The sequence below is a fragment of the Aquirufa salirivi genome, assembly GCF_045310485.1.
GTDB classification, from domain to species: domain Bacteria; phylum Bacteroidota; class Bacteroidia; order Cytophagales; family Spirosomataceae; genus Aquirufa; species Aquirufa salirivi.
Genome location: NZ_JBEWZH010000007.1, coordinates 87,593 through 110,666, shown reverse-complemented (window position 1 = coordinate 110,666; position 23,074 = coordinate 87,593). Strand labels below are relative to the sequence as shown.

21 protein-coding genes and 1 tRNA gene are annotated in these 23,074 nt (G+C 38.7%); 9 read left to right on the top strand and 13 right to left on the bottom strand.

Annotated elements, in window-relative coordinates; translation table 11 throughout:
- Positions 1-15: 15 nt before the first annotated feature.
- The 7 genes from U0R11_RS10615 to U0R11_RS10585 all read right to left on the bottom strand — a co-directional run bounded on the left by U0R11_RS10615 (position 16) and on the right by U0R11_RS10585 (position 5,941).
- Positions 16-252: an acyl carrier protein gene (locus tag U0R11_RS10615; protein WP_092019417.1), complete on the bottom strand. Its 237-nt coding sequence runs from the start codon at positions 250-252 to the stop codon at positions 16-18.
- Positions 253-417: 165 nt separating this feature from the next.
- Positions 418-1,335, bottom strand: a complete 918-nt coding sequence (locus tag U0R11_RS10610; protein WP_166375336.1) for an ROK family protein — start codon at positions 1,333-1,335, stop codon at positions 418-420.
- A gap of 77 nt (positions 1,336-1,412) precedes the next feature.
- Positions 1,413-1,868, bottom strand: coding sequence for a YkgJ family cysteine cluster protein (locus tag U0R11_RS10605; RefSeq protein WP_406751662.1), 456 nt, complete (start codon positions 1,866-1,868; stop codon positions 1,413-1,415).
- A gap of 1 nt (position 1,869) precedes the next feature.
- Positions 1,870-2,454, bottom strand: coding sequence for a thymidine kinase (locus U0R11_RS10600; protein ID WP_406751661.1), 585 nt, complete (start codon positions 2,452-2,454; stop codon positions 1,870-1,872).
- A gap of 48 nt (positions 2,455-2,502) precedes the next feature.
- Complete coding sequence (locus U0R11_RS10595; RefSeq protein WP_406751660.1) at positions 2,503-3,261, bottom strand: succinate dehydrogenase/fumarate reductase iron-sulfur subunit; 759 nt, start codon at positions 3,259-3,261, stop codon at positions 2,503-2,505.
- A 9-nt stretch (positions 3,262-3,270) separates the two neighbouring features.
- Positions 3,271-5,250, bottom strand: coding sequence for a fumarate reductase/succinate dehydrogenase flavoprotein subunit (locus U0R11_RS10590; protein WP_406751659.1), 1,980 nt, complete (start codon positions 5,248-5,250; stop codon positions 3,271-3,273).
- 22 nt (positions 5,251-5,272) lie between these two features.
- Positions 5,273-5,941, bottom strand: a complete 669-nt coding sequence (locus U0R11_RS10585; protein WP_406751658.1) for a succinate dehydrogenase cytochrome b subunit — start codon at positions 5,939-5,941, stop codon at positions 5,273-5,275.
- A 173-nt stretch (positions 5,942-6,114) separates the two neighbouring features.
- On the opposite strand from U0R11_RS10585, the gene U0R11_RS10580 reads away from it, so the two are divergent.
- Together U0R11_RS10580 and U0R11_RS10575 are read left to right on the top strand one after the other, a co-directional pair.
- Positions 6,115-8,955: a T9SS type B sorting domain-containing protein gene (locus U0R11_RS10580; RefSeq protein ID WP_406751657.1), complete on the top strand. Its 2,841-nt coding sequence runs from the start codon at positions 6,115-6,117 to the stop codon at positions 8,953-8,955.
- Entirely contained in the window at positions 8,955-9,314 is a 360-nt protein-coding gene (locus U0R11_RS10575) for a thiol-disulfide oxidoreductase DCC family protein (protein ID WP_406751656.1), read from the top strand. The genes U0R11_RS10580 and U0R11_RS10575 overlap by 1 nt, the downstream gene beginning before the upstream one ends.
- On the opposite strand, the gene U0R11_RS10570 is transcribed toward U0R11_RS10575, so the two are convergent.
- Positions 9,311-10,408: a hypothetical protein gene (locus U0R11_RS10570; protein WP_406751655.1), complete on the bottom strand. Its 1,098-nt coding sequence runs from the start codon at positions 10,406-10,408 to the stop codon at positions 9,311-9,313. The genes U0R11_RS10575 and U0R11_RS10570 overlap by 4 nt on opposite strands.
- A 100-nt stretch (positions 10,409-10,508) precedes the next feature.
- Here U0R11_RS10570 and fabD point away from each other — a divergent pair, with 100 nt between their 5' ends.
- The 7 genes from fabD to U0R11_RS10535 all read left to right on the top strand — a co-directional run bounded on the left by fabD (position 10,509) and on the right by U0R11_RS10535 (position 17,571).
- On the top strand, positions 10,509-11,390 hold the full coding sequence (gene fabD / locus U0R11_RS10565) for an ACP S-malonyltransferase (RefSeq protein WP_406751654.1): 882 nt from the start codon (positions 10,509-10,511) through the stop codon (positions 11,388-11,390).
- A gap of 134 nt (positions 11,391-11,524) precedes the next feature.
- Positions 11,525-11,598 (top strand) — tRNA-Gln (locus tag U0R11_RS10560).
- A 123-nt stretch (positions 11,599-11,721) separates the two neighbouring features.
- Positions 11,722-12,501, top strand: a complete 780-nt coding sequence (locus U0R11_RS10555) for an ATP-binding protein (RefSeq protein WP_406751653.1) — start codon at positions 11,722-11,724, stop codon at positions 12,499-12,501.
- A gap of 2 nt (positions 12,502-12,503) precedes the next feature.
- On the top strand, positions 12,504-13,409 hold the full coding sequence (locus U0R11_RS10550; RefSeq protein WP_406751652.1) for a response regulator: 906 nt from the start codon (positions 12,504-12,506) through the stop codon (positions 13,407-13,409).
- Between the two features lie 45 nt (positions 13,410-13,454).
- Complete coding sequence (locus U0R11_RS10545; RefSeq protein ID WP_406751651.1) at positions 13,455-13,967, top strand: tetratricopeptide repeat protein; 513 nt, start codon at positions 13,455-13,457, stop codon at positions 13,965-13,967.
- 148 nt (positions 13,968-14,115) lie between these two features.
- A complete protein-coding gene (locus U0R11_RS10540) occupies positions 14,116-15,279 on the top strand; it encodes a hypothetical protein (RefSeq protein WP_406751650.1) in 1,164 nt (387 codons plus the stop codon).
- 111 nt (positions 15,280-15,390) lie between these two features.
- Positions 15,391-17,571, top strand: a complete 2,181-nt coding sequence (locus U0R11_RS10535) for a T9SS type A sorting domain-containing protein (protein WP_406751649.1) — start codon at positions 15,391-15,393, stop codon at positions 17,569-17,571.
- Here the strand turns inward: U0R11_RS10535 and U0R11_RS10530 are convergent.
- The 5 genes from U0R11_RS10530 to U0R11_RS10510 all read right to left on the bottom strand — a co-directional run bounded on the left by U0R11_RS10530 (position 17,568) and on the right by U0R11_RS10510 (position 22,783).
- Positions 17,568-18,428 carry a TonB-dependent receptor plug domain-containing protein gene (locus tag U0R11_RS10530; RefSeq protein ID WP_406751648.1) on the bottom strand — a complete coding sequence of 287 codons (861 nt, stop codon included), beginning with the start codon at positions 18,426-18,428 and terminating at the stop codon, positions 17,568-17,570. The two genes, U0R11_RS10535 and U0R11_RS10530, sit on opposite strands and share 4 nt — an antisense overlap.
- Before the next feature lie 12 nt (positions 18,429-18,440).
- Positions 18,441-19,724: an AGE family epimerase/isomerase gene (locus U0R11_RS10525; RefSeq protein WP_406751647.1), complete on the bottom strand. Its 1,284-nt coding sequence runs from the start codon at positions 19,722-19,724 to the stop codon at positions 18,441-18,443.
- A 2-nt stretch (positions 19,725-19,726) separates the two neighbouring features.
- On the bottom strand, positions 19,727-20,716 hold the full coding sequence (locus U0R11_RS10520; RefSeq protein WP_406751646.1) for a bifunctional heptose 7-phosphate kinase/heptose 1-phosphate adenyltransferase: 990 nt from the start codon (positions 20,714-20,716) through the stop codon (positions 19,727-19,729).
- Between the two features lie 1,110 nt (positions 20,717-21,826).
- Positions 21,827-22,300 (bottom strand): GyrI-like domain-containing protein, encoded by a 474-nt coding sequence (locus U0R11_RS10515; protein WP_406751645.1) that lies wholly within the window; start codon positions 22,298-22,300, stop codon positions 21,827-21,829.
- Positions 22,301-22,324: 24 nt separating this feature from the next.
- Positions 22,325-22,783, bottom strand: coding sequence for a DUF1801 domain-containing protein (locus U0R11_RS10510; protein WP_406751644.1), 459 nt, complete (start codon positions 22,781-22,783; stop codon positions 22,325-22,327).
- Positions 22,784-23,074: the final 291 nt, after the last annotated feature.

The following is a 23,074-nucleotide window of genomic DNA, read 5'->3' as shown; positions in this document are numbered from 1 at the left end:
ATTATTTCGTTTCGATTACTTTGCGTTCTCTTCCAAGTAGGTGATGGCTTGTCCTACAGTTTGGATATTCTCTGCTTGATCATCTGGAATAGATACGTTGAATTCTTTTTCAAATTCCATAATCAATTCAACCGTGTCTAAGGAATCAGCTCCTAAATCGTTTGTGAAAGATGCCTCAGGTGTAACCTCAGATGCTTCTACTCCTAATTTCTCAACGATGATGCTTTTTACTTTTTCTGCAATATCTGCCATTTCTAAAATATTTTGGGGTTCAAAAACGATGCAAAGATTAGAATTAAAACTTAGATTATCAAACAAATTTTAAGCCTAATTGCATTATTAAAATAAATAATTAGATAAAAATAATTCTTTTTTTTGAATTGTTTAAAATTCTTGCAATTGATTTATACTAAAGCCTTAAAAACAAAGTGAAGCAGCTCCTAAAAGTCCTGCATCATTTCCTAAAAGTGCCTTTTTAATACTGAGTTTTTTCAAGTAGGCAGGAGTTAACCAATAATTCAATTGTTTCTCCATGCTGGGTAAAATGAAATCGAATGAAGCGGAAAGTCCACCTCCGATAAAGATATTTTTGATATCTAGAATACGGATTAATGATACAATCATGTCTCCAAGCATTTCGCCTACTTCGTTCCAAATAGCTAAAGCTAATTCATCTCCTTCTTCTGCAGCTACTACCAAAGCTGTAGTTGAAATAGAGCCATCTGCCTCTAAGACAGTTTTACCTTTATAAGCGGCACGCATGGCGGTAGCCATTTGCAACAATTCTTTTTTACCAATATTTCTTTCTAGTACTTTGCCATTTCTGGAAGGAACGTGTCCTGGTTCCATGGCATTACCATCACCACCTAAGAATATTTTACGATCAATGATAGCCGCGCCACCAATTCCCGTGCCTAAGGTTAAAAAGATGAAATCTTCTGGCATGCTTTCTTTTTCAGGCGAGAAATAAAATTCTCCTAAAGCTGCGGCATTGGCATCATTTTCCATGAAAAATTCATGTTCAGGAAAGCGTTTTTCCAACATGGAAATTAAATGAGCACCATCAATTTCTGGAATGGCCGTTATCTCAATTAATGTCTTACGGTTTTTTGTTAAAATGCCCGGTAAACCAATACCCACTTTATGCACATGTTTGTGTTGGAATAATTGTAAGGCAATCGCATCAGCTAAGCGTTCTAAGAAGTGATTGGATTCTCTCCAAGTGGCTGTATCGTAACTTTGGAAATTAGTTATATGACCAGTTTCAGGATGGACAATGCCCATTTTAACTCCTGTTCCTCCTACATCAATTCCTAGATATTCTGCTGCTTCCATGCGTTCTTTTGGTTTAATTTGCTGCGAATTTCTTTAAAATTACGCGCATATTCAAATATTCTTTTGGGCAATTTGTATTAGTTGTAGATTCTTTCCAGTTTTTCCATCATTTGGGAAACGGCTGGACAGATTAAGGCATTTTTTTGAGTTAACTTAAGAATACCTAACATGTTTTTTCGATCAGTATGGGGATATTCCCTACAGGCCTTCGGTCTGTGTTCGTAAATATCGCAGGCATTATCTTCTAATAAAAAAGGACATGGACTGGTGGGATAAACCCAGTCGCCATCGGCATCTTTGATTAAATAGGTATCCAAAAAATCGGATACTTTCATTTTTAAAAGCTTAGCTACCCGTTGGATGTCGGTTTCATTCCACATAGGGCTGGTGGTTTTACAACAATTGCCACAATCCAGACAATCGATGTTTTCAAATACAGCTTCATGTGCTTTTTCAAATTGCATGTCCAAGTCTTTCGGTTTTTTTGCCCGAATGCGCTGAAAAACTTTGGTGAAACTTGGATCTCTGGGCATGTTAAAAGCTGTGCGTGAAGCAAGTACGACAAAGCGCTTCATAACTTTCGGCCTCACCCAACATGACGGTTTGCTGTTGCTGAACGATTCGATGGGAATATTGTGCGACTCCCCCACATTTCACACAAACGGCATGTACTTTGGTAATGTATTCGGCAATGGACATTAGACCGGGCATGGGGCCAAAGGGTAGACCTTTGAAATCCATGTCTAAGCCAGCAATAATCACGCGTTTACCTTGGTTGGCTAAGGTATTACAAACTTCAATGATATTTTCATCAAAGAACTGTGCTTCATCCAAGCCCACGACATCACAGCTGCCAGCCAGAAGGAGTATTTCACTGGAACTATGGACGGGAGTGGAACGGATGGAATTTTGATTGTGAGAAACAATATCCTCATCGTGATAACGAGTATCGGCGGCAGGCTTAAAGATCTCCACTTGTAATTGGGCGATTTTCGCTCTTTTTAGTCGACGAATCAATTCTTCTGTTTTGCCAGAAAACATGGAGCCACATATCACTTCCACCCAACCGCAGGGATTGGTATTTTGAGAAGATTTGGCATGATTGGGCTCTAAAAACAAGGCATGAAAAAGCCCCTTGATTCCAAGGGGCTCAGTTTAGGTTACATCTTATTTGGAAGTAAAAACCGAAGAGAAGTACTCACGGTTCATGCGAGCAATGTTCTCAATGGAAATACCTTTTGGACATTCAGCTTCACAAGCACCTGTGTTAGAACAAGCACCGAAACCTTCTTCGTCCATTTGAGCGACCATAGCCCCAGCACGCTTCGAGCGCTCCGCTTGACCTTGCGGTAGCAAAGCCAATTGAGATATCTTAGCCGAAGTAAATAACATGGCAGATGCATTTTTACATGCTGCTACGCAGGCTCCGCAACCGATACAAGCTGCCGCTGCAAACGCCTCATCGGCATCATCTTTAGGAATAGGCAAACTATTTGCATCTTGTGCATTCCCTGTATTGACAGAAATAAATCCACCGGCTGCAATGATGCGATCAAAGGCAGAACGATTGACTACTAAATCTTTAATCACTGGAAAAGCTTCTGCTCTCCAAGGTTCAATGGTGATGGTTTGACCATCACTAAAGCTACGCATGTGCAACTGGCAGGTCGTAACACCTTTGTTAGGTCCATGAGGACGGCCGTTGATGTACATCGAGCACATGCCGCAGATACCTTCACGACAATCGTGATCAAAAGCTACTGGATCATCACCTTCTTCGATAAGACGGTTGTTGAGCACGTCAATCATTTCCAAAAAGGACATATCCTCCGAAATACCACTTACTTGGTATGTCTCGAATTTACCCGCAGTTTGGGCATTTTTTTGTCTCCAGATTTTAAGCGTCAGGTTTAAATTTCCTTCCATGTTATCGAATTATTTATAAGATCTTTGAGCAATTTTAATGTTTTCGAATTTCAATTCTTCCTTGTGTAGTTCGAATTTAGATTCACCTTGGAATTCCCAAGCAGCTACGTAAGCGAATTTCTCATCGTCACGCAAAGCTTCTCCATCCTCAGTTTGGTATTCTTCACGGAAGTGACCTCCGCAACTTTCATGTCTTTCTAATGCGTCTTTGCACATTAATTCTCCTAATTCTAGGAAGTCGGCCACACGACCCGCTTTTTCTAATTCAGGATTCAAGTTATTCGCTTCGCCAGGAATACGAACATCACTCCAGAATTCTTTGCGTAGAGCTTGAATGTCTGCAATGGCCATTTTTAGACCTGCTTCGTTTCTAGCCATTCCACATTGATCCCACATGATTAGGCCCAGTTTCTTATGGAAATAATCCACTGACTTCGTACCGCGAATGTTCATTAATTTGTCGATTTGGTCTTTTACGGCTTTCTCTGCATTTACAAAAACCTCGCTATCAGTAGATAAGGCAGGTGTTCTGATTTCAGATGCCAAGTAAGCACCAATCGTGTACGGAATCACGAAATAACCATCGGCTAAACCTTGCATCAAGGCTGAAGCCCCTAAGCGGTTAGCACCGTGATCCGAGAAGTTGGCTTCTCCTAAGGCATATAGACCAGGAACTGTAGTCATTAAGTTGTAATCGACCCAAAGACCACCCATGGTATAGTGAACCGCTGGGTAGATACGCATCGGCAGTTCATAAGGATCTTCTCCTGTAATTTGCTTATACATATCGAATAGGTTACCGTATTTTTCTTTTACGACTTCCTTACCCATCAATTGGATTTCTTCATCACTGGCGTGGTGGATATTTCTTTTGTTAGCTTCGGCTTTACCGTAACGGATGATTGCCGCAGCAAAATCCAAGTAGACAGCCATTTTGGATGTTCCTACTCCATAACCAGCATCACAGCGCTCTTTAGCAGCACGCGAGGCAATATCACGAGGTACTAAGTTTCCAAAAGCAGGATAACGACGCTCTAGGTAATAGTCGCGCTCATCTTCTGGAATTTCACTGGCTTTACGTGGATCATCTTTCTTTTTAGGAACCCAGATACGGCCGTCGTTACGTAATGACTCAGACATCAAGGTTAATTTCGACTGATGGTCACCTGAAACGGGAATACATGTTGGGTGAATTTGAGTATAGCAAGGGTTAGCAAAGAAAGCACCTTTTTTGTGCGCTTTCCAAGCAGCCGTTACGTTCGAGCCCATGGCATTGGTAGATAAATAGAATACGTTTCCGTAACCACCTGTACACAATAAAACGGCATGGCCAAAGTGGCGCTCTAGCTCTCCAGATACTAAATCACGGGCAATAATTCCGCGAGCTTTACCATCGACCATTACGACATCTAACATCTCATGACGAGTGAATAACTCGACATTTCCCATACCTACTTGGCGTTGTAAAGCCGAATAAGCACCTAATAATAATTGTTGACCCGTTTGTCCAGCGGCATAAAACGTGCGCTGAACTTGCGTTCCACCGAATGAACGGTTAGATAGCAATCCACCATATTCACGAGCAAATGGAACACCTTGGGCCACACATTGGTCAATGATATTTCCTGATACTTCCGCTAAACGGTGCACATTGGCCTCACGTGCACGGTAGTCACCACCTTTGATGGTATCGTAAAATAGGCGGAAAGTAGAGTCACCATCATTTTGATAGTTTTTAGCTGCATTGATACCTCCTTGAGCGGCAATTGAGTGCGCACGACGGGGAGAATCTTGAAAGCAGAATACTTTAACTTTATATCCTAACTCAGCCAAAGAGGCGGCAGCAGAAGCTCCTGCTAAGCCTGATCCTACGATGACTATTTCCAAATTACGTTTGTTGGCAGGGTTTACTAAGGAAACACTGGAACGGTATTTGGTCCATTTTTCGGCTAAAGAACCTTCTGGAATTTTTGCGTCTAATTTTGTCATATTAATCGTATCGGCTGAGGAATTAATGAATCAAATTAAAATGGAGTGCAATGGGCATAGCGGCAAATAAAGCGGCAATGATGATGGCATAAGCAGCACCGATGCACTTGATCGTTGGCGTGTATTTGGGATGGTTCCATCCAAGACTTTGGAATGCACTCTGAAAACCATGCAACAAGTGGTAACCTAATGAGATACAACCTAATACGTAAATGATAACGACCAATGGGCTAGCAAAAACGGTTTGCATCTCGTTATACAAAGTATGCTCTTCCGTTAAATTGTCAGTCAAACGAGAGAAATACCAGAAATGCTTTAGGTGAATGATTAAGAATAATAACAATAAAGTTCCTAAAAGTCCCATGGAGCGTGAGTACCATTTGCTGTTAGCAGCACCATCGATAACGGCATAGGCTACAGGACGCTTCTTTTTGTTGTCCATCCATAAACGTAAACCGTCTAAAATGTGGAGTAATAAACCTCCAAATAAAACGATTTCCATGGTACGAATGATGGGATTCTTTGCCATGAACTCTGCACCCTCGTTAAATGTGACCCCACCATCGTTTAAAAAGATCGTGGCATTAAGTCCGCAGTGAACAATGAGGAAACTAACTAAAAATAGGCCGGTGATTGCCATTAAGAGCTTTTTTCCTAGAGATGAATTAAGTGATTTTGATAACCAAGCCATAAATGAAATTTATTTTGATTGAGTTAAACCTTCGCCCACGCTAAGCATACGCGAAAATTTAGGACATAAAACTACAATTGATTCGTGGGTCTTTCAAATATTCGATTAAAAAAACCGTTTTTTTTATTTTTTTCGAATTGCTTAATTAACTTTCCATATTACAAATTTGTTTTATGTCTTATAAAAATTATTCCGCCTACATTCTTGCCTTTTTGCTTAGTTTTTTGGGGATGATTTTCCAAGCTGAGGCAACCCACTTAAAAGGGGGGGAGATTACAGTAAAGCGGATTTCCAACGTCAGCCTAACCTATGAATTTACTTTAACCACTTATACTGAGGATAATAGAGCTAATCAAGATCAGACAGATGTGAATTTCTGTTTTGGAGATGGTTCAGGAATATTCAAAGCCAAAAGACTTTTACCCATCGTTAATTTGGGGAATGGGACATTGAAAAACACCTATAAAATTGAATATACTTATCCAGCACCTGCATTATTTTACAAAGTATCAGTTGCTATTCCCAATCGAAATGATGGAGTTCGGAATATCACTCGTTCGGTGGAAGTTCCTTTTTATGTGGAAACAATTTTCTCTATTAACTCAGGTTTAGGTCAAAATTCCACTCCCTTATTGCTGAATCCTGCGGTTGATTTAACGGCAATAGTCGGTCAGCCATTTATCCATAATCCCAATGCCGTAGATGCGGAGGGGGATAGTTTAGCTTATCGTTTAACCGTTTCACGTTATGGTGATTATGAAACTTGTAATCCAACGAGTCGTGGTATTACGGCACCAAATTTCAGACAACCCAATGAAGTGTCAACCATTGCGTCTTCATTTACTATCAATTCGTTGAACGGGGATTTAATATGGGATTCGCCCCAAGAATTAGGTATATACAATTGTGCCTTCATTGTAGAAGAATGGAGAAATGGAGTAAAGATTTCCGAAACGGTACGTGATATGCAGATTGAGGTAAAGGATTTAGATAATAAAGGCCCCAAAATCGTAGTACCACCTGATGTATGCATTCAAGCTGGTACTTTAATCCGCGAAACGGTGACAGCAGCTGATGTTATTTCTCGTTCTGGGAGGACAGACCCTGTGACCATCATTAGCTCGGGTAATGTATATCCGATTGATACCTCATATGCCATCAAGCAACCATTTGCCACTTTTGTTTCTACTCCTAGGCAAATAGGAACGGCTACAGGTACTTTTACTTGGCAGACTGCATGTCAGCACATACGAAAGGAAACGTATGATATTTTCTTTAAAGCCGAAGATAATCCTCCTACAGCTATCGGCGGAGGCGTGAAGCTGGTGGATAGTAAAATTTGGAAAATAAAAATCATTGCGCCTTCTATCAAGAATTTGGTAGCTAGAATTCAGCCAAGTAAAGGTTCCGCTTTATTGACTTGGAGCCCATATACGTGTTCATTGTCCGGGGCAAAAATCATCGTATTCCGTAAACAGGCTGCATGTACACCAGTTGTGAATAAATCTTGTGAAACGGGGATGCAATTAACCGGATTTACGGAGATAGCTCGTTTGAACGTTGGTGACGTACAGTTTGAAGATACCAATAAAGGGGCGGGATTGATGAAGAATGCCAATTATGTGTATGTATTAGTGGTGGTGTTTACCAATTCGAGTGGTCAAACCGATTACAGCCCTATGTCCAATTCCAGCTGTGCTTTTATTCCATCATCTGCGCCCTTGATGACAAACGTTTCTATTCAGAAAACGGATGCAAGCAATGGGGAAATATTGGTTCGCTGGTCACGGCCTTTGAACCTAGATACTAGTTTGTACAAAGGTCCATATCAGTATCAGGTAATGCGCGCTGAAGGAAATGGATCCACTAATTTTGTGGTCATTGGAAGTCCTATTTCAGCATCGATTTTGCAAGCGAAAAATGATACTTCGTTTATCGATAAAGGATTGTCAACGGAAGCAAAGGTTTATCGATATCGTGCAGATTTTTATTATACTTTAAATGGGCAATTCAAATTATTGGATTCACCTAGTCCAGCCGCTCAAGTACAATTAGTGGCTCAGTCAGCCGTAAGGTCTAATAAGTTGGCTTGGTCTGCCGATGTTCCTTGGTTAAACGATTTCCAAGTTCACCGGGTGTATCGAGAAACTCCACGTGGTTCAGGAAAATTCAATCAAATAACGGAAGTCTCGGTAGCTGGTCCAAGTACTTATACGTATACAGATCAAGGAACGGATTTTTACACCAAAGATGGGAAGTTTGATGTCACACTTTCTCCAGATTCCACCTATTGTTATTATGTCGAAACCTTAGGCTCTTATGGTGAAGGTTTCCCTGCCATGACCTTAATTAATGCCTCTAAAATTGTTTGTTTGAAACCTCAGTCGGATGTAAATCCATGTGCACCTAAATTGAGTTTATCTGCTCCTGATTGTGCGGCCTTAGATGGATCCTTGAATTGTAATTTTACCAGTTTTACGAATCAATTGACTTGGCAACCGACTTTGACTGGTACATGTGATCAAAATATAGCCTCGTACCGCATTTATTATGCGCCTAGTGCCGCAGGGCCATTTACTCGGATTGCAGAGGTTAGCGATTTGCGCTATTTACATCAAAAGAAAGATTCCTTTATTGGAAGTTATTATGTAACGGCCATTAGTCAATTAGGCAAGGAAAGTCCGAAAAGTGAAACATTGAACCAAGACAATTGTCCATCTTTTGAACTACCTAATTTATTTAGTCCGAATGGCGACTCGAAAAATGATGTTTGGTTACCCATGCGTTGTCCTCGATTTGTAAAAACGGTCGTATGTAAAATAGTAGACCGTTATGGTCAATTGATCTATGATTACAACGGCACGGGATCTGATTTTGGGTGGAACGGGAAAGATAGTTCGGGAAAAGATATGGCAGTGGGAACTTATTTTTACACGGTGGATGTTAGCTTTGATGTCAATGATCCAAGTTTGAAAACCAAAAGTTTGAAAGGTTGGGTCGAACTAGTTCGCTAATGAAAAGCCCCATATTCATCGACGGGAATTGTCGCTTTTGTCGCTTTTGTGCCAAAGTTTTGCGCTACATGTGTGGTGAAAAGATTCAGATTGAATTTCAGGGTTCTGATGTGTACCAAAGCTATGTTCTAAAATATCCCCATCCAAATTGGGAAGTGGATAGCATTAAAATGGTAGAGGGAAATCAGGTTTTGATCAAGTCCAAGGCTGTTGAGTATGTTTTGTCTTTGGCCCCATGGTATTACCAAATTTTTCAGATATTCTTTTTTTTACCTAGCCGTGTATTGGATAAAGGCTATGATTTTATTGCCAAAAATCGATTGATTTGGGGGAATTCGGTGGATGCTTGTGAGCTTTAGCGACTCCTTAAAATGGGTGTCATTTGGCTGAATAATTTTGGATCAAAAACGATATCCCATTTTCTAGCCGCCTCTTCTAGTCCAGCAAAGTTAAAGTGAGTTCCATCCCAGCGAAAACCAGCACCTACCACAGATTGTAAATTAGCACCTTCGATGACATTGGGGAAGGTTTTCAAGATGACATTTTGAGCTTCCTGCACATGTAAATCCTCTGTTTTATTGAGACCACGGTTACTTCTCGCCAGCATAAAACTTAGATTTTTACTTTGAAGTATGTTACGCGTATAATCCATATAAATACCGGTGTATTTGATGATATTATCCATGGAAGTAGTGGCGTCATTTTCTCCATGAATGACTAATACGGCTCTCAATCCGCTTCTAGGGACTTCAGATAAGAGTTTATTTTCAAAAAAGGAATATGGGTATCTTTTTTTCCAGTCGAACAGTGTGCTGCTGAATTCCAATCCTAAAGCCGATTTTCCCCATTGTTCCGAGGTAGATCCACCGATTCCCGTACTATAGATGCGAATGGGAACTTGGTATCTGTTTTTTAGTTTATCGGCGAGTCTCCCCCAAAAGGCAACTACGTTATTGTCGGAATATTTAATGATTTCACACCATTTTTTGTCGTAATCGGTCAATTCATAAGGAGGTTGGCCTTCTGCTAAGGAGTGACCTATGACTGCAAAAACTTCTCCAACTTTAAAGGGAGATTGGGTTAGGAGAGTATCACTGACTGTTTTGGAATCCTGCATTAACTTGATTTCTGGATAATATCCGCCAGCCTGTAAAGCGAATTCACCTTTGAATTGAGCGCCTTCTTTACTTAGATTGAGCCAATCGCTTTCTTTTCCACCAAGTACGTTTTTGAATTTGACTTGGGCAGAAGTAAATGATAGGGAACTTTGCCCTACAAGGACAATTTTACCCTGATTGTTGAGATCTCGTTGAACAAAAGTCCGACTATTCGATGCATCAATTTGGATATTTCCTTGCTGATTGGAGGATGGGTTATTCTCTTCCTTTTGGCATGAAATGAATAGGCTTAGGCAGAGAGGGATTGCTAGGAAGGTTAAAAATCGATATAACATGCAATTGAAATTTAAGAGCGTTTCAGATAGCCAGAAGATTAATTTATCTTTGTCAAAGATTGTCAATCTTAAATCAAAAATATAACAAAACATAATAAAAATGAAGGCATTCGTATTTCCCGGTCAAGGATCTCAGTTTCCAGGTATGGCCAAAGATTTATATGAGAACTTTGCTTTAGCGAAAGAAATCGTGGATGAGGCGGATCAAATTTTGGGTTTTTCTTTGTCGAAAGTCATGTTTGAGGGGGCTGATGAGGATTTGAAACAAACGAAGGTGACTCAACCTGCCATTTATTTGCACTCGGTACTAGTGGCTAAATTAGGGAAAGATTTTGCTCCAGACATGGTGGCTGGACATTCCTTGGGCGAGTTTTCGGCATTGGTTGCGGCAGGTGGATTATCTTGGCAAGATGGATTGCGTTTGGTCTATCAAAGAGCCTTGGCGATGCAAAAAGCATGTGAGGTAGTTCCAAGTACCATGGCAGCAGTTTTAGGCCTTGCAGATGCCGAAATTGAACGTATTTGTGGAGAATTGAATGGGGAAGTGGTGGCTGCTAATTACAATTGCCCAGGTCAAGTGGTAATTTCAGGTAGTGTGTTAGGAATTGAAAAAGCAGCTGAGCTATTGAAGGCGGCAGGAGCTAAGCGAGTTTTGACATTACCTGTTGGTGGAGCATTTCACTCACCCTTTATGGAGCCAGCGCGTGTGGAATTGGCGGCAGCTATAGAAGCCACGACGATTGAACGACCTATCTGTCCGATATTCCAAAATGTAACGGCAAAGCCTTCACAGGATCCAGCGGAAATCAAGCAGAATTTAATAGCTCAATTAACAGGTGCGGTACGTTGGACGCAGTCGGTGGAGGCAATGGTTGCAGCAGGTGCAACGGACTTTATTGAGTGTGGTCCAGGTAAGGTTTTGCAAGGTTTGGTGAAGAAAATTAGTGCTGATGTCCAAGTTGCATCGATGGAGTTGGCATAAGCAGCTTTGTCAAGTGCAAATTAATTGCTTGATTTAGAGCCTCCAAGCCGATTTTGGATGAAATAATTCAATTTTTTTTGAAGCACATTTGATAATTCGCTTAGGAGGTCTTATTTTTGCATTCGATTTGGAATTGACCTATGGTGTAAAGGTAACACATCTGATTTTGGTTCAGTCGTTCTAGGTTCGAATCCTAGTAGGTCAACCACCCTTTCCCTCGCTGATTTTTCGGCGGGGGATTTTTTTTGTTAAAGTTTCTAAATATTATAAATTAATAGATTAAAATTACCTCATAAAATTTTAAATGAATGAGTTTTTGTATTTTTAAACGATGGCAAAAAATAAATCTAAATACATTCCTAAGGCTATAAATAATCCTGTAATTCAGGCTAGAAAGTTAGATGAATTGAAGTCTAGTTTAGATAAATTGGGCAAGACTTTGAAAGCTGTTGAAGAGTCTCATAGTACTCATATCACTTATCTAGGTAATTTTGCAAGGCACGATATTAAAAACTCTATACAAAGTATGGATAGTATTATATCTACGAATAATTCTGATGAAATAAATCAAGAACATTTGGAGTCTTTATCAAAGAACCTAGAAGTAATTAGAGGAACTATGGATAATTTTTCAAACCTTGTTCCACATTCTCAGGATGATACATTCACGTTAGAAAGTTTGATCTTAGGTATTGAAATTTTAAATCGAAGTATCTTTTTTGAAAAGAAAATTAACTTCATAAAAGAACTTCCTGATAATTTAGATTTAAAATTTAAATTACCATTCCAGTCTGTTTTACAGATGCTTAATAACTTAATAATTAATTCAATAAAAGCATTGGAGTACACAGAAAATCCGAAAATTAAATTTTCGGCATATATAAAAGATTTTGTTTATTTGGAAATATTTGACAATGGGATTGAAATAGACAATCTGAATTCAGAAAAGGTATTCGATTTTGATTTTTCAACTACTGGAGGTTCAGGAATTGGATTGTATCACGCAAAGTACATTTGTGAAATTTTTGAAGGTAAAATTGAGCTTATTAACACGAAAAAAGGTGATTTTACTAAATCATTTTTAATATATTTACCAATTCTAAAAGATTAATAATGAGAAGAAATGTTTTAGTAATTGATGATGTTAAGGAACAAGCTGAAGGTTTGTCAAAGTCGTTGAATGCTCAGATTCAAGGATGCACTTTCGAAGCTTATTATTTAGAGTCGCAAATTCTTGATGCAATTGAAAATAGATTCTATAGTTTAGCAATTGTAGATATTAGAATGGATAAATATGAAATTGATGGTATTGAAATTGTAAAAAAAATATTTGAATATAATCCACTAGCTAAAGTAATAATAGTTTCGGCATTTAAAGGTGAGTATTTTGGGCAATTAAAAGAATTGTTACTTTCTGGTAAAGTGATAGATGTGCAAGATAAAGAGTCAATTTCAGTTTGGGTACCTAAATTGAAACTTGTTATAGATAATTATTTAGGTGAATTGGATAAGGATCCTTCCGAAATTAACAATGCATTACTTCAAATGTATTCTGAAACCAAAAATGAAAAAGATACATATATTAAAGGAGAAAGATTTGAGCATTTTATAAGTTTACTTTTTCAGTCTATTGGATTTAACAAAGTTGAAAAGCGTGTTAAAGATACTTCATTGAATGAAGTTGATTTAATAATTCGGAATGATATTGAAGATGTTTTTATTAACAAATTTGGTAAGTATATCTTAATTGAATGTAAGAATAAACCCAAAGAAAGTGTTTCTAAAAATGATTTTATAATATTTTACAGTAAGCTCAAAAATACAAATGGTTTAGCTGAATTTGGAATTATAGCAACTACAGGTAAAATAGCCAGAACGGTATTTTTAGAAGCAATGAGGGAATCTGGAGATAGCAAAAAAGTGTTATTCTTGTCAAATTTTGAATTAATTAAATTGATAAAAGCAGAAGATAAGTTATTTACTTTTAAACAAATTATTGACGATCAAGTAAAGGGCTAGTTTTCTTAGTTTTAAAATTAATTGTCAACATAAATTGTTAATTTTTTGAGAAAATATTTTAGCAATTGTATTCTGATTTTTTTCTTTGCCACTTTGTATTCCTGTGGAAGTCAAGTACAGTATCAAACAGGAATTACCAAGTTTTCCAATCAAGATTATTTGGGGGCGAACGTGGAGTTTAGTGAGGCTCTTTTGAAGGATAAGCGAAATGATGAAATCTATTTTGCTCGGGCGGCCAGTCGGAGTTTAGCGGGCTATCATTCTTTAGCCATTGCCGATATGAATAAAGCTATTAGCTTGAATGATTCTCGTCCAGATTATTATTTCTTTCGAGGGTATTTCAAATCACAATTGGCATATCACAAAAGCGCGATCAAGGATTATTCTATCTGCATCATTAAAGCACCATGGTATGTAGAAGTTTACCGTCACCGAGCAGATTCATTTATTGCATTAGGTGATTTGACTGAAGCATGTCTTGATCTTCAAGAGGCCATAGCAGCCGGCGATACATCGGCAATTACTTTACAGGCAAAATATTGCTCATTGAAGCCTTAATCTATCACAATTTAGCTTATTGGCTCCTTGTCTAGGTGATAGAAATATAATAATTTAGTAAAAAAGTATAAATAAAATTAACTTGCATTACATGTAAAGCCAATATGTGGCTCTCATGTATCTGCATGGCATTATTTATTAAATGTGTATGATTCCCAAAGTTTCTTCTATTTTTCGTCGATGGAATGAGTTAATAAGCCAATGGTCACAACATCAATTGGGTGTTATGCTAATTTGTCTGGCGCTCTTTACGGGGTTCTCCTTGCTCTATTTCCCAAAGGTTATTCAGAAGCGCTTAGATAATTCATGGACTAGTAATGAAAAGTATATGATTGATTTTATCAATCGAAAGATCGAACATCCTTTGGTGGCCATGGTAGGTAAAGATTCTAGAGAACATTTTGCTAAAAGAGAGTTACGAATTACTCCCTATTTGATAGGGAAGGCGTTTCACTTGAATGCGATTCGACTTTTTTATTTGCAAGTATTGTTATTACCCTTGTTTCTTTTTCTCTTTTTTAATTTAATTCGAAAATTGGCTGGTGGAGATGCCCCTTTGGCATTTTGGGCAACGGCCAGTATTTTATTTACCTACGTAGGGCATTCATTTGTCTATGATACGCTATTTTATGACTCATACGCCTATCTATTTCTATTGATTGCATGTTATTATTATGATCGAATATGGTCTGTTTTGGCCTTGATTTTAGCCTTTTTTGTGGATGAGCGTAGCTTATTCCCTGCCTTGAATTTGCCATTATTGTTTTTATTTCAATCGGGTATCCCTTCAGGAAAATGGTCGGATGTCATTCATGATTTTCTTTGGAAAAATAGAGCCACTCATTATTTATTGATCAGTTTAACCTTATTTGTCATCATTCGATATTATTTATACACCAGTTTCCAATTGGAAACCCCTGTGGGGAAACATGCTGGGGTGCAATTAGGCTTTGCCTTTTTGCATGGATATAAATTGCCCAATGCCTTGTTTTCTGCTTTGAAATGGGACATTATTTTACCCATTATCGCTTTTGCCTATTTGGTGAAGCAGCGGATATGGGCATCCGTTTGGCTTTATTTTGGCACTTATTTAGCTTCATTGATAGCAGCCACGGCTGTGGACGATGTCACTCGAAGCCTAACTTTTTGTTTCCCGATTGTTTTCGTATGTTTTCAAATTATTCATCATCTTAAGGAACAAGAAAGTGCGCGAATCTTCCTTAGTCTGATATTTTTGGCCAATTTTTTAACTCCAACTTACACATTGTTGATGCATTTGGAACGAATTACTCCCCTCAGTTGGATTTATTAGGTACTAAGATCGTTGAATCGTCGAGTCTTTGATGAATTGATTTCCCCAAGCGGATGCTTTTTACTATTTTAGTACCCAAAATTTGTATCAATATCCATCAAACACCCAACCATGAAATACTTGATTCTATGTTTTATCATGTTGTTTTCATTACAAGTACATAGTCAAGTATCGATTGTTTTTCCTCACAACCGACAAATATTTCAACGTGATGCTCAAAATGAAGCCCGTTTATCTATTCTAGGGAATTGTTCACAAGATATAAGCTTGGTACAATATAAATTGGAACCAGTGAAAGTGGGTCAAGGGACATTAATCAATTGGACAAGTATTAATACTAAGCCTGTTGCAGGTTTTTATCAAGAAATCATTACCGCTAAAGGAGGCTGGTATACTTTGAAAATTCGAACTTTTCAGGGCTCCACACTAAAAGATTCCACTCAATTGGATCGTGTAGGTGTCGGGGAGAATTTCATTATTTCTGGTCAATCCAATGCCCAAGGAGGAAATAACCGTCGGGCCGAGGAAAGTTTTTCCAAGGATGATCGAGTTAATGTGGCTAATGTGTACAATTACTTTAAAGACTACAATAATTCCCCATTTTACCGCTATTTAGGTCGGTTGAACACTGATTTTCCTTTTACCGATTTCCAACATTTGGATGCCAAAACTACGATAGGTCCCATGGGATTATCCAATTATTATTGGGCGCGATTGGGGGATCGATTAGCAGAGACCTACAATGTTCCTGTTTGTTTTATCAATACTGCCTGGTTAGCCACTGTTATGCGGAATTGGTATGAATCATCTTTACCTAATGCCAAGCCATCTGCCAATCCTTTTGATCCCAACATTTCCTATGATGCCGGATTTCCTTTTAAGAATTTAAAGCGAGCTGTTGAGCTATTTGGGAAGAAAAATGGAGTTAGAGCCATACTTTGGCATCAAGGCGAAACGGATTCATTTGGCTATCGTTTAGATTCTTATGAGCTTCGAAAAGCGAAAACGGATACCTATCAGCAGAATTTCAAGGATATGATTAAAAACCTTCGGACTCAAACGGGAATCGATGTACCGTGGTTAGTTTCTCAGGTTTCCTATGGAGCAGGATTGGTGAATGGGGCTTGCAGTCTGTCCTACACAGATGAATTATTGGTAAGAAAACAGGGAGATATGGTGACAGAAGTCAGTGGTATACCTGAAATTTATTTAGGGCCCTATACGGATGTTGTAGAGATTCCTCGTAAGCCCGATGCTTTCTCCGAATGTGTCCATTTCTCTCCTGATGCCTATGAAGAACTGGCCTACCTTTGGTTAGTAAAAATATCTGAGGCGATCGGTAAAAATGCCAAGGCGGTTACTCCCAAAGCTTTACCTAGTTTTTCGGTCATTTGTGATAATACCAATGCGACCAATTTAAGTGTTAGTACTCCAGATAACATTCAATGGTTAAATGAAAGTTCGCAAGTATTTAGTACGACCAATACGATACAACAAGCAAAATCTGGAAATTATGCGATGCGTTTGCAAGATGGTGTAGGAAATGAATTTAGTGTTCCTTTGTTTCAATTTAAGCCGCTGCAAGCTCCAGCAACTCCTGTTATTTTAGTCAAGGGAGATACCTTGTTTTGCCAAGGAGCCTCGGTCGAATTGCAGGTAGCAGCTAATTCAGATTTAAACTACGTATGGAATACAGGTGCGCAAAGTTCATTGATAACCGTTAAGGATAAAGGCTCTTTTCAAGTAAAAGGAACTAATACTTATCAGTGTACCACGGCATATTCGAATGCAGTTAGCACCCGAGTTTTTGACATCCCAGCGGCTCCTGTAATTACACAGGAAAGTCCTTATTTTCTTAAGACTTCTGTATTGAAAGCCAGTGATACGAATTTGTTTTGGGAGTTCAATCAAAAGGTCTTGTCTGAGAAAAGTACGATTTTACGCGTTATAGATTCTGGGACCTATTCCTTATACTTAACTAAAACCTATATTCCGGGACCAACCTGTGCATCTCCTAAGGCTAGTTATAGCTATAGTTTGCCAGATGACATGGGAGTGGTGGTATTTCCCAATCCTGTAGTTAATTCCTTGTCGATACAAGCAAGAACGTCTTTAGCCGGCGCTTTGGTGAAAATATATACCTTAGATGGCCGATTGGTGATGGATTCACAAATCAGCCAAGATGGGTCAGCCCAATTGAATGTACAACATCTTTCGCAAGGATTATACAAATTATGGGTGAGAACAAATGATCAAAAGGAATACGTAAAAAATATCATCGTAAGCCATTAATTATAATCTTGTTCGAGGAATTTTTTCAATTTGATTTTATCGTCCGACTTATTGAAATCCGTAGCAGCTTTGCCCCATGTCCAAAGGGTGTAAGATAAAACTAAATCTCTTGGTAGATCAGCTGGAATCCCAGAGCTGATACCTCCTTTTTTCGTTTTGATTAAGACCACGCCATTAGCCCCTCTTACGCCATAAATTGCCGTTAATGAAGCATCTTTTAATACTTGAACGGATTCGATATCATTGGGATTGATGGTGTTCAAATTCCCTGTTACAGGTACATCATCGACCACATACAAAGGGCTATTTGAATTGATGGAACCATAGCCGCGAACACGTACCATAGTGGCACCACCGGGAGAATTATCGTTACCGACCGTCACACCGGCTACTTGTCCAATCATTTTTTGATTCACACTAGCAGCATTGACATTGGCCAGATTTTTATCTGTGATTGTGGCGGGAGCCCCATTGTCTTTGGCTTTTTCTTTGGGAGCTATACCTGCAAAATTCTTTTGGATAAATTCGATTCCTACACCAGCTTGTCCAGTAGCATTTTTCGACTTATGTATTTTTATTTGCTGTATTTGATTAATAGGGATGACCGTCGTGTCATAAAAAGGACCTTTGGTAAAAACATCCATCGGGTCGTAGAGGTAGATAAATAAACTATCTCGACGAATGGAGAAAGTGCGACTTGCTTCCAGTGCTTGGCTTTTATTCGCTAAAGCACTGGAAGAGGCCGTCTTGCTGAAATATGTACTTAAAATCTGACTTACTTCTTGAGGAGAGGTGGTAGATTGTCCACTTACTGTAACACTCGCAAATACAAACAGGGAAAAGAATACGTATTTCATGGCATTATGGGGTTAGTTAGAGTTAGCTAAGACCTTAGCTGCTTCTCCTAGTCTTTCGTAGGATAGTATCATCGATCTTACATTATGGTAGTTGATTTTCCAGGAGTGTGACATATGTCTCCAGATAGGTTCTCCTTCTCTGGTCATCAAAGGCCACCACTCACCGGTGTTAAAATTAATCATTTTATCGAAAACAAAACGATGTACTTGTCGATAAGCTTTTAGAAAGTCTTGATCTTTAGTTAAGAGGTAGGCATCTGCCATACCAATCAGCATTTCAGCCTGTTGCCAAAATTCTTTTTCTTTATCATAGACCTGTCCATCGTGCGATCCTTCTACAAATACACCACCAAATTCCCAATCGATTCCATGTTCCATAGAATGGTAGAAAGCTTTCTTCAGGTTATCCATATAATCAACTACCGGGAATTTGCCAATGTTCAATGCATGCATTAATAACCATCCAAATTCTGAATTATGGCCATAAGAAGTATTGTCTACGGCTGAGGCTTTTTGTCCACCTTCTGCAAAACGATCCCAACCCCAAACGATATCGAATTTAATTTGCGGGGCTACAGACCAGTCGGCCCAGAATTGCGGAACGCCCGTACCATAGTCAGGATGCATGATTTTTTGAATTAAAATATCAATGGATTCCTTCAGTTTTCTGCGATGAACTTCCTTACCACTGGCTTCATATAAGGTTGTAAATGCTTCCATCAAGTGCATGTGAACGTCCAACGTTTTGCGGTCGCCACCGGGTGATCCAGCACCCATCAATTCCCATTCTTCGGAGAAGAACTCCCAATAGCCGCCCAGGTTGGTATCTACAGCATATTTTTGTAATAGGTCAAAGGTCTTTTCGGCATATTCCAAACCGATCGGGTCACCAGTAGCTAAGGTGTATTCGCTTAAACTATAAATGACAAAACTATGTCCGTAGCCAATTTTCTGTTTATTTGTCGCATTACCTTTGCGGTCCATCATCCAATAGAAACCACCATTTTTCTCATCCCACATTTTTTCAATCAGGTATTTAACGCCATGTTCGGCCATTTCTTTCATGATGGGACCTCCGAAAGCGTGTCGGTAGGCTTGGGAATAAGTGAAAACAGAACGGGTTTGGGCGATCAGAGATTTTTCATCGGTACCTGAATCATTTCCAAACTCATCGAAATGGGTCAAGTAGCCACCATATTCTTTATCGATGGTTCTTTTGGACCAGAAAGGCAATAAATGCGCTTCGGTATAGTCTTTAATTTCTTTTCTTAGGGCTTCAATTTCTTGAACATTCATCGTTATAATTGGTTTAGATCTAAAATTTCTTGAGGGGAGGCTTCACCAGTTTCACCTAGTTTATGGATGGAAATATGCGCACACAAGGTAGCAAATTCACAGGCTTCTTGTATACTGGCACCAGCTGCTTTAGCAGCAGAGAACCCAGCAACAATCATATCGCCTGCACCTACCGTATCAATGGGGCCTTTGGCAGGGATGCCTGCTTGCCAGTGAAATTGGTCATGGTCAGCATAAATTAATCCGCGATCGCCCAGGGTAACTAGTGCACCTTGCTGACGGTTTTTAACCCATTCTTTCACAATCTGTGGTACTAGATCATTGTCCTCCAATAGGGCAGGGTCTATATTCAGTAAATGGGCTAATTCAGATTCATTCACTTTCAGCAGTATATTATGGGCAAAATGCCCTAAGCTACGTAAATCGGCTAAGCCAATTTTTTGCACCTTATTCATGGCTTCTTGTAGTTTTTCTAGTAGATTTTGGTTCAGTAATGGGTAGCGAAATTGCTCGTTGATGATCACCCAGTCGAATTCAATAAGTTGATGACAAAGTGAATCCACTAAATCTTGACTAGCCTGAACGATATCTTTTTCTTGCGTACCAAAGTCGATCCGATTCAATTCCACATCCCCTTGCATCGGTTTGGAATAGGTGGGTGTATCCATGCCAGTTAGAGCTTTAAGATTTTCCGCATGAATGCCTAAATTTTGGCAGTGAAAATTCATGTCGCGACCAAAAATATCGGAACCAATGAGTCCAAATGTGGAGGTGGGCACGCCTAGAGTAGCTAAGTTTTTAGCCACATTTCCGGCACCACCTAGTCCTGTTTTTGGAGCTTTAGCCCAGTGTACTTCTTTTTTTGTTTCGACAGAAAAGTCGCCAGTAGCTTCTCTTTTTTGGAAGTAGAAATCTATGGCAAAATCTCCAATGACCGCAATTTTCAAGGATTGAATACGGGTTAGGATGTGCCGTAATTGTTCGGGGGACATGCGTAAAAGGTATAGATTGAAATAATAGGTTTATAATGATGTAAAGCTAAATAAAAATCATCAAAAGGGAATTGTAAATTATAAATGATGATTTATAAATTATAAATGGATGTGGTGCCATTTTACATGCTTCTTGCTACATTCCCATGCTACATTTGTCTTGTCCTGATAAAGGTATACTTTGGGTTTATTAATAGTTCATTGTAAATATAAATTAAGCTGCATATAAATCAACTAGCTTTTTCATTTTTAAAGTTAAATGTGGTCTTGTCATGAAATAAGTTGACTTTAAGTTTGTTATTAATACATCTTAAATAAAAATTTAGCAGTTTCAAAACCCCCAAAGGCTTTCATTTTATAAAAATTAAAGGCCATGGTAAATGGTGTGATTATTGTAATTTGAATCAGCCCATAAATAACATCACTTAAAATCCAATTTTACGGTATTTCTTTTTTTTCAAAAAAAAGAAACAAAAAAACTTCTTTTCTTGTCGGTCATCAAAGGCGAATTTCGCTTCGCGAAACCTTGATTCACTACGCTATCGCCTATATTTTTGACGCCGACACGCATCGCCTTTGCTAAGGTCAAAACCTCGTCTACCGCTGCGTTCATCATCTTTCGCTCGTGCTGACCGACGGTATTTTCTATCAAAAAATCACAAATTTCATTCTGAAACTAAACTCTAATAAAGACAACTGATGAGGTTAATCCCAACGAAAGATGGGAACGTAGCATGAGTGAAGCGGTAGGCGAGAAGGGAATTGTAAATGATGAATTATAAATTGTGAATGCCTGAATGACGTTGACCGTTGTATCTATTTTTGGATTCTACATTTTAACAGTCGAATGCGGAGTGAACATCGGTTCCGCGAAGCGGAATTCGTCTTAGGATTAACCGTTACTTCATTTTTTTTGTTTCTTTTTTTTAAAAAAAGAAATACCTAAGTAATGGCATTAAAGTAGAGTGAGATATAAAATATCATGTATTGCTACAATAAATACATATCGGAAAATCCAAAATATTAATGTTCGATAACTACCAGCTGAGTCTTCCTAAAAACTGTCAACCTATATCAGGACAAGACTATTCCCATTCTACCTTCTTAATTCTACATTTTCACGGGTATCCAAATCTCTTCTTCCGAGTTTGGATCATTGTTTTGGTACTTTTCACCTAAGACCTCAAAATGCGGTCGGTGATCTAATTCATAGCCTGAAGAAGGCAACCAAGAGTTGAAGATGTATTGAAATATTTGAGGGTCAGAAGATAGACCTTGGTAGTCAAATACTGCATATAAACCTCCAGGTAAAAGAATATTGTCCATGCCTTGGGGTATTGATGTAGAAGGATTAACTTCCACGCAGGCCCATTTTTCAAACGAATTCAAAGGTGAAAATTGAGTAAAATAGGTGGGTGGGTAAATTTGCAGGGAAATTAAATCATATGAATGGATATCCATTATTTCATGGCGTCTTGGCATGAAGCTAGCCCAAAGTAGGCCCGTTTTATTTGCTGCCAAACTCATTTCTTGGTGTAAACCAAGGAGTCTTTTTTCTTGAAGTATTTCAAGTCGAGGTGTCATGCCTGGGACAAAAATAGAGGAGAACTATGATTTTTTAAACATGCTTTCATAGCGGCTTATCCAATCTGCCACGGTAATTTTTTGAGCTAATTCTGCAATCAAGGAAAAAGGGATATCATCCATTTTTTTGAACCTGACACAGCTCTTGCCCATATCCAGTTTTGATTTGGCATGTTTCGGATATTCATTTTGGAACCATTGAAGTAGCTTTTCGTCGGCATACATGCCCATGTGGTATAATGCGATGAAGTTCTTTTGCGAGGCAATACTTAAAAAGGGGAGAGGTTCATCGGTTTTACAATGATAGCCAGCTGGGTAAATGGATTTGGGTACAACATAGCCAATCATGCCGTAGCTGATGGTTTCTTCAAATCCTGGGGGAAGATGTTGGAGAATGGATTTACGTAATTTGGCGATGACCACTTTGCGATCATCCGCTAATTGGTTTTCATATTCATCTGGGGTGAGGTCTGGGTTGGACATGGGGGGATTAATTTGATTTTAAAATTAATTGTTTCAAGGTTTATGATTCAAAATTCTTAAACTGTTTAAATGCACTTTGTGCAATATTCTCTTCCTGAGGAAACATAAATTCTCTGTCAATTGGAATTTTTCTTTTAGCTATTAATCAAATGTTTAACTTGGTCAAGTTTGGGAGAATAGAAAATCATGAACATGATTTTCTATTTATCAATTTATGGAATATCCTTAATTCTAAGCTTCATTTGATTAGTTTGAAATATAGTAGGAAAATGAATCCCATGCGCAAGCTTT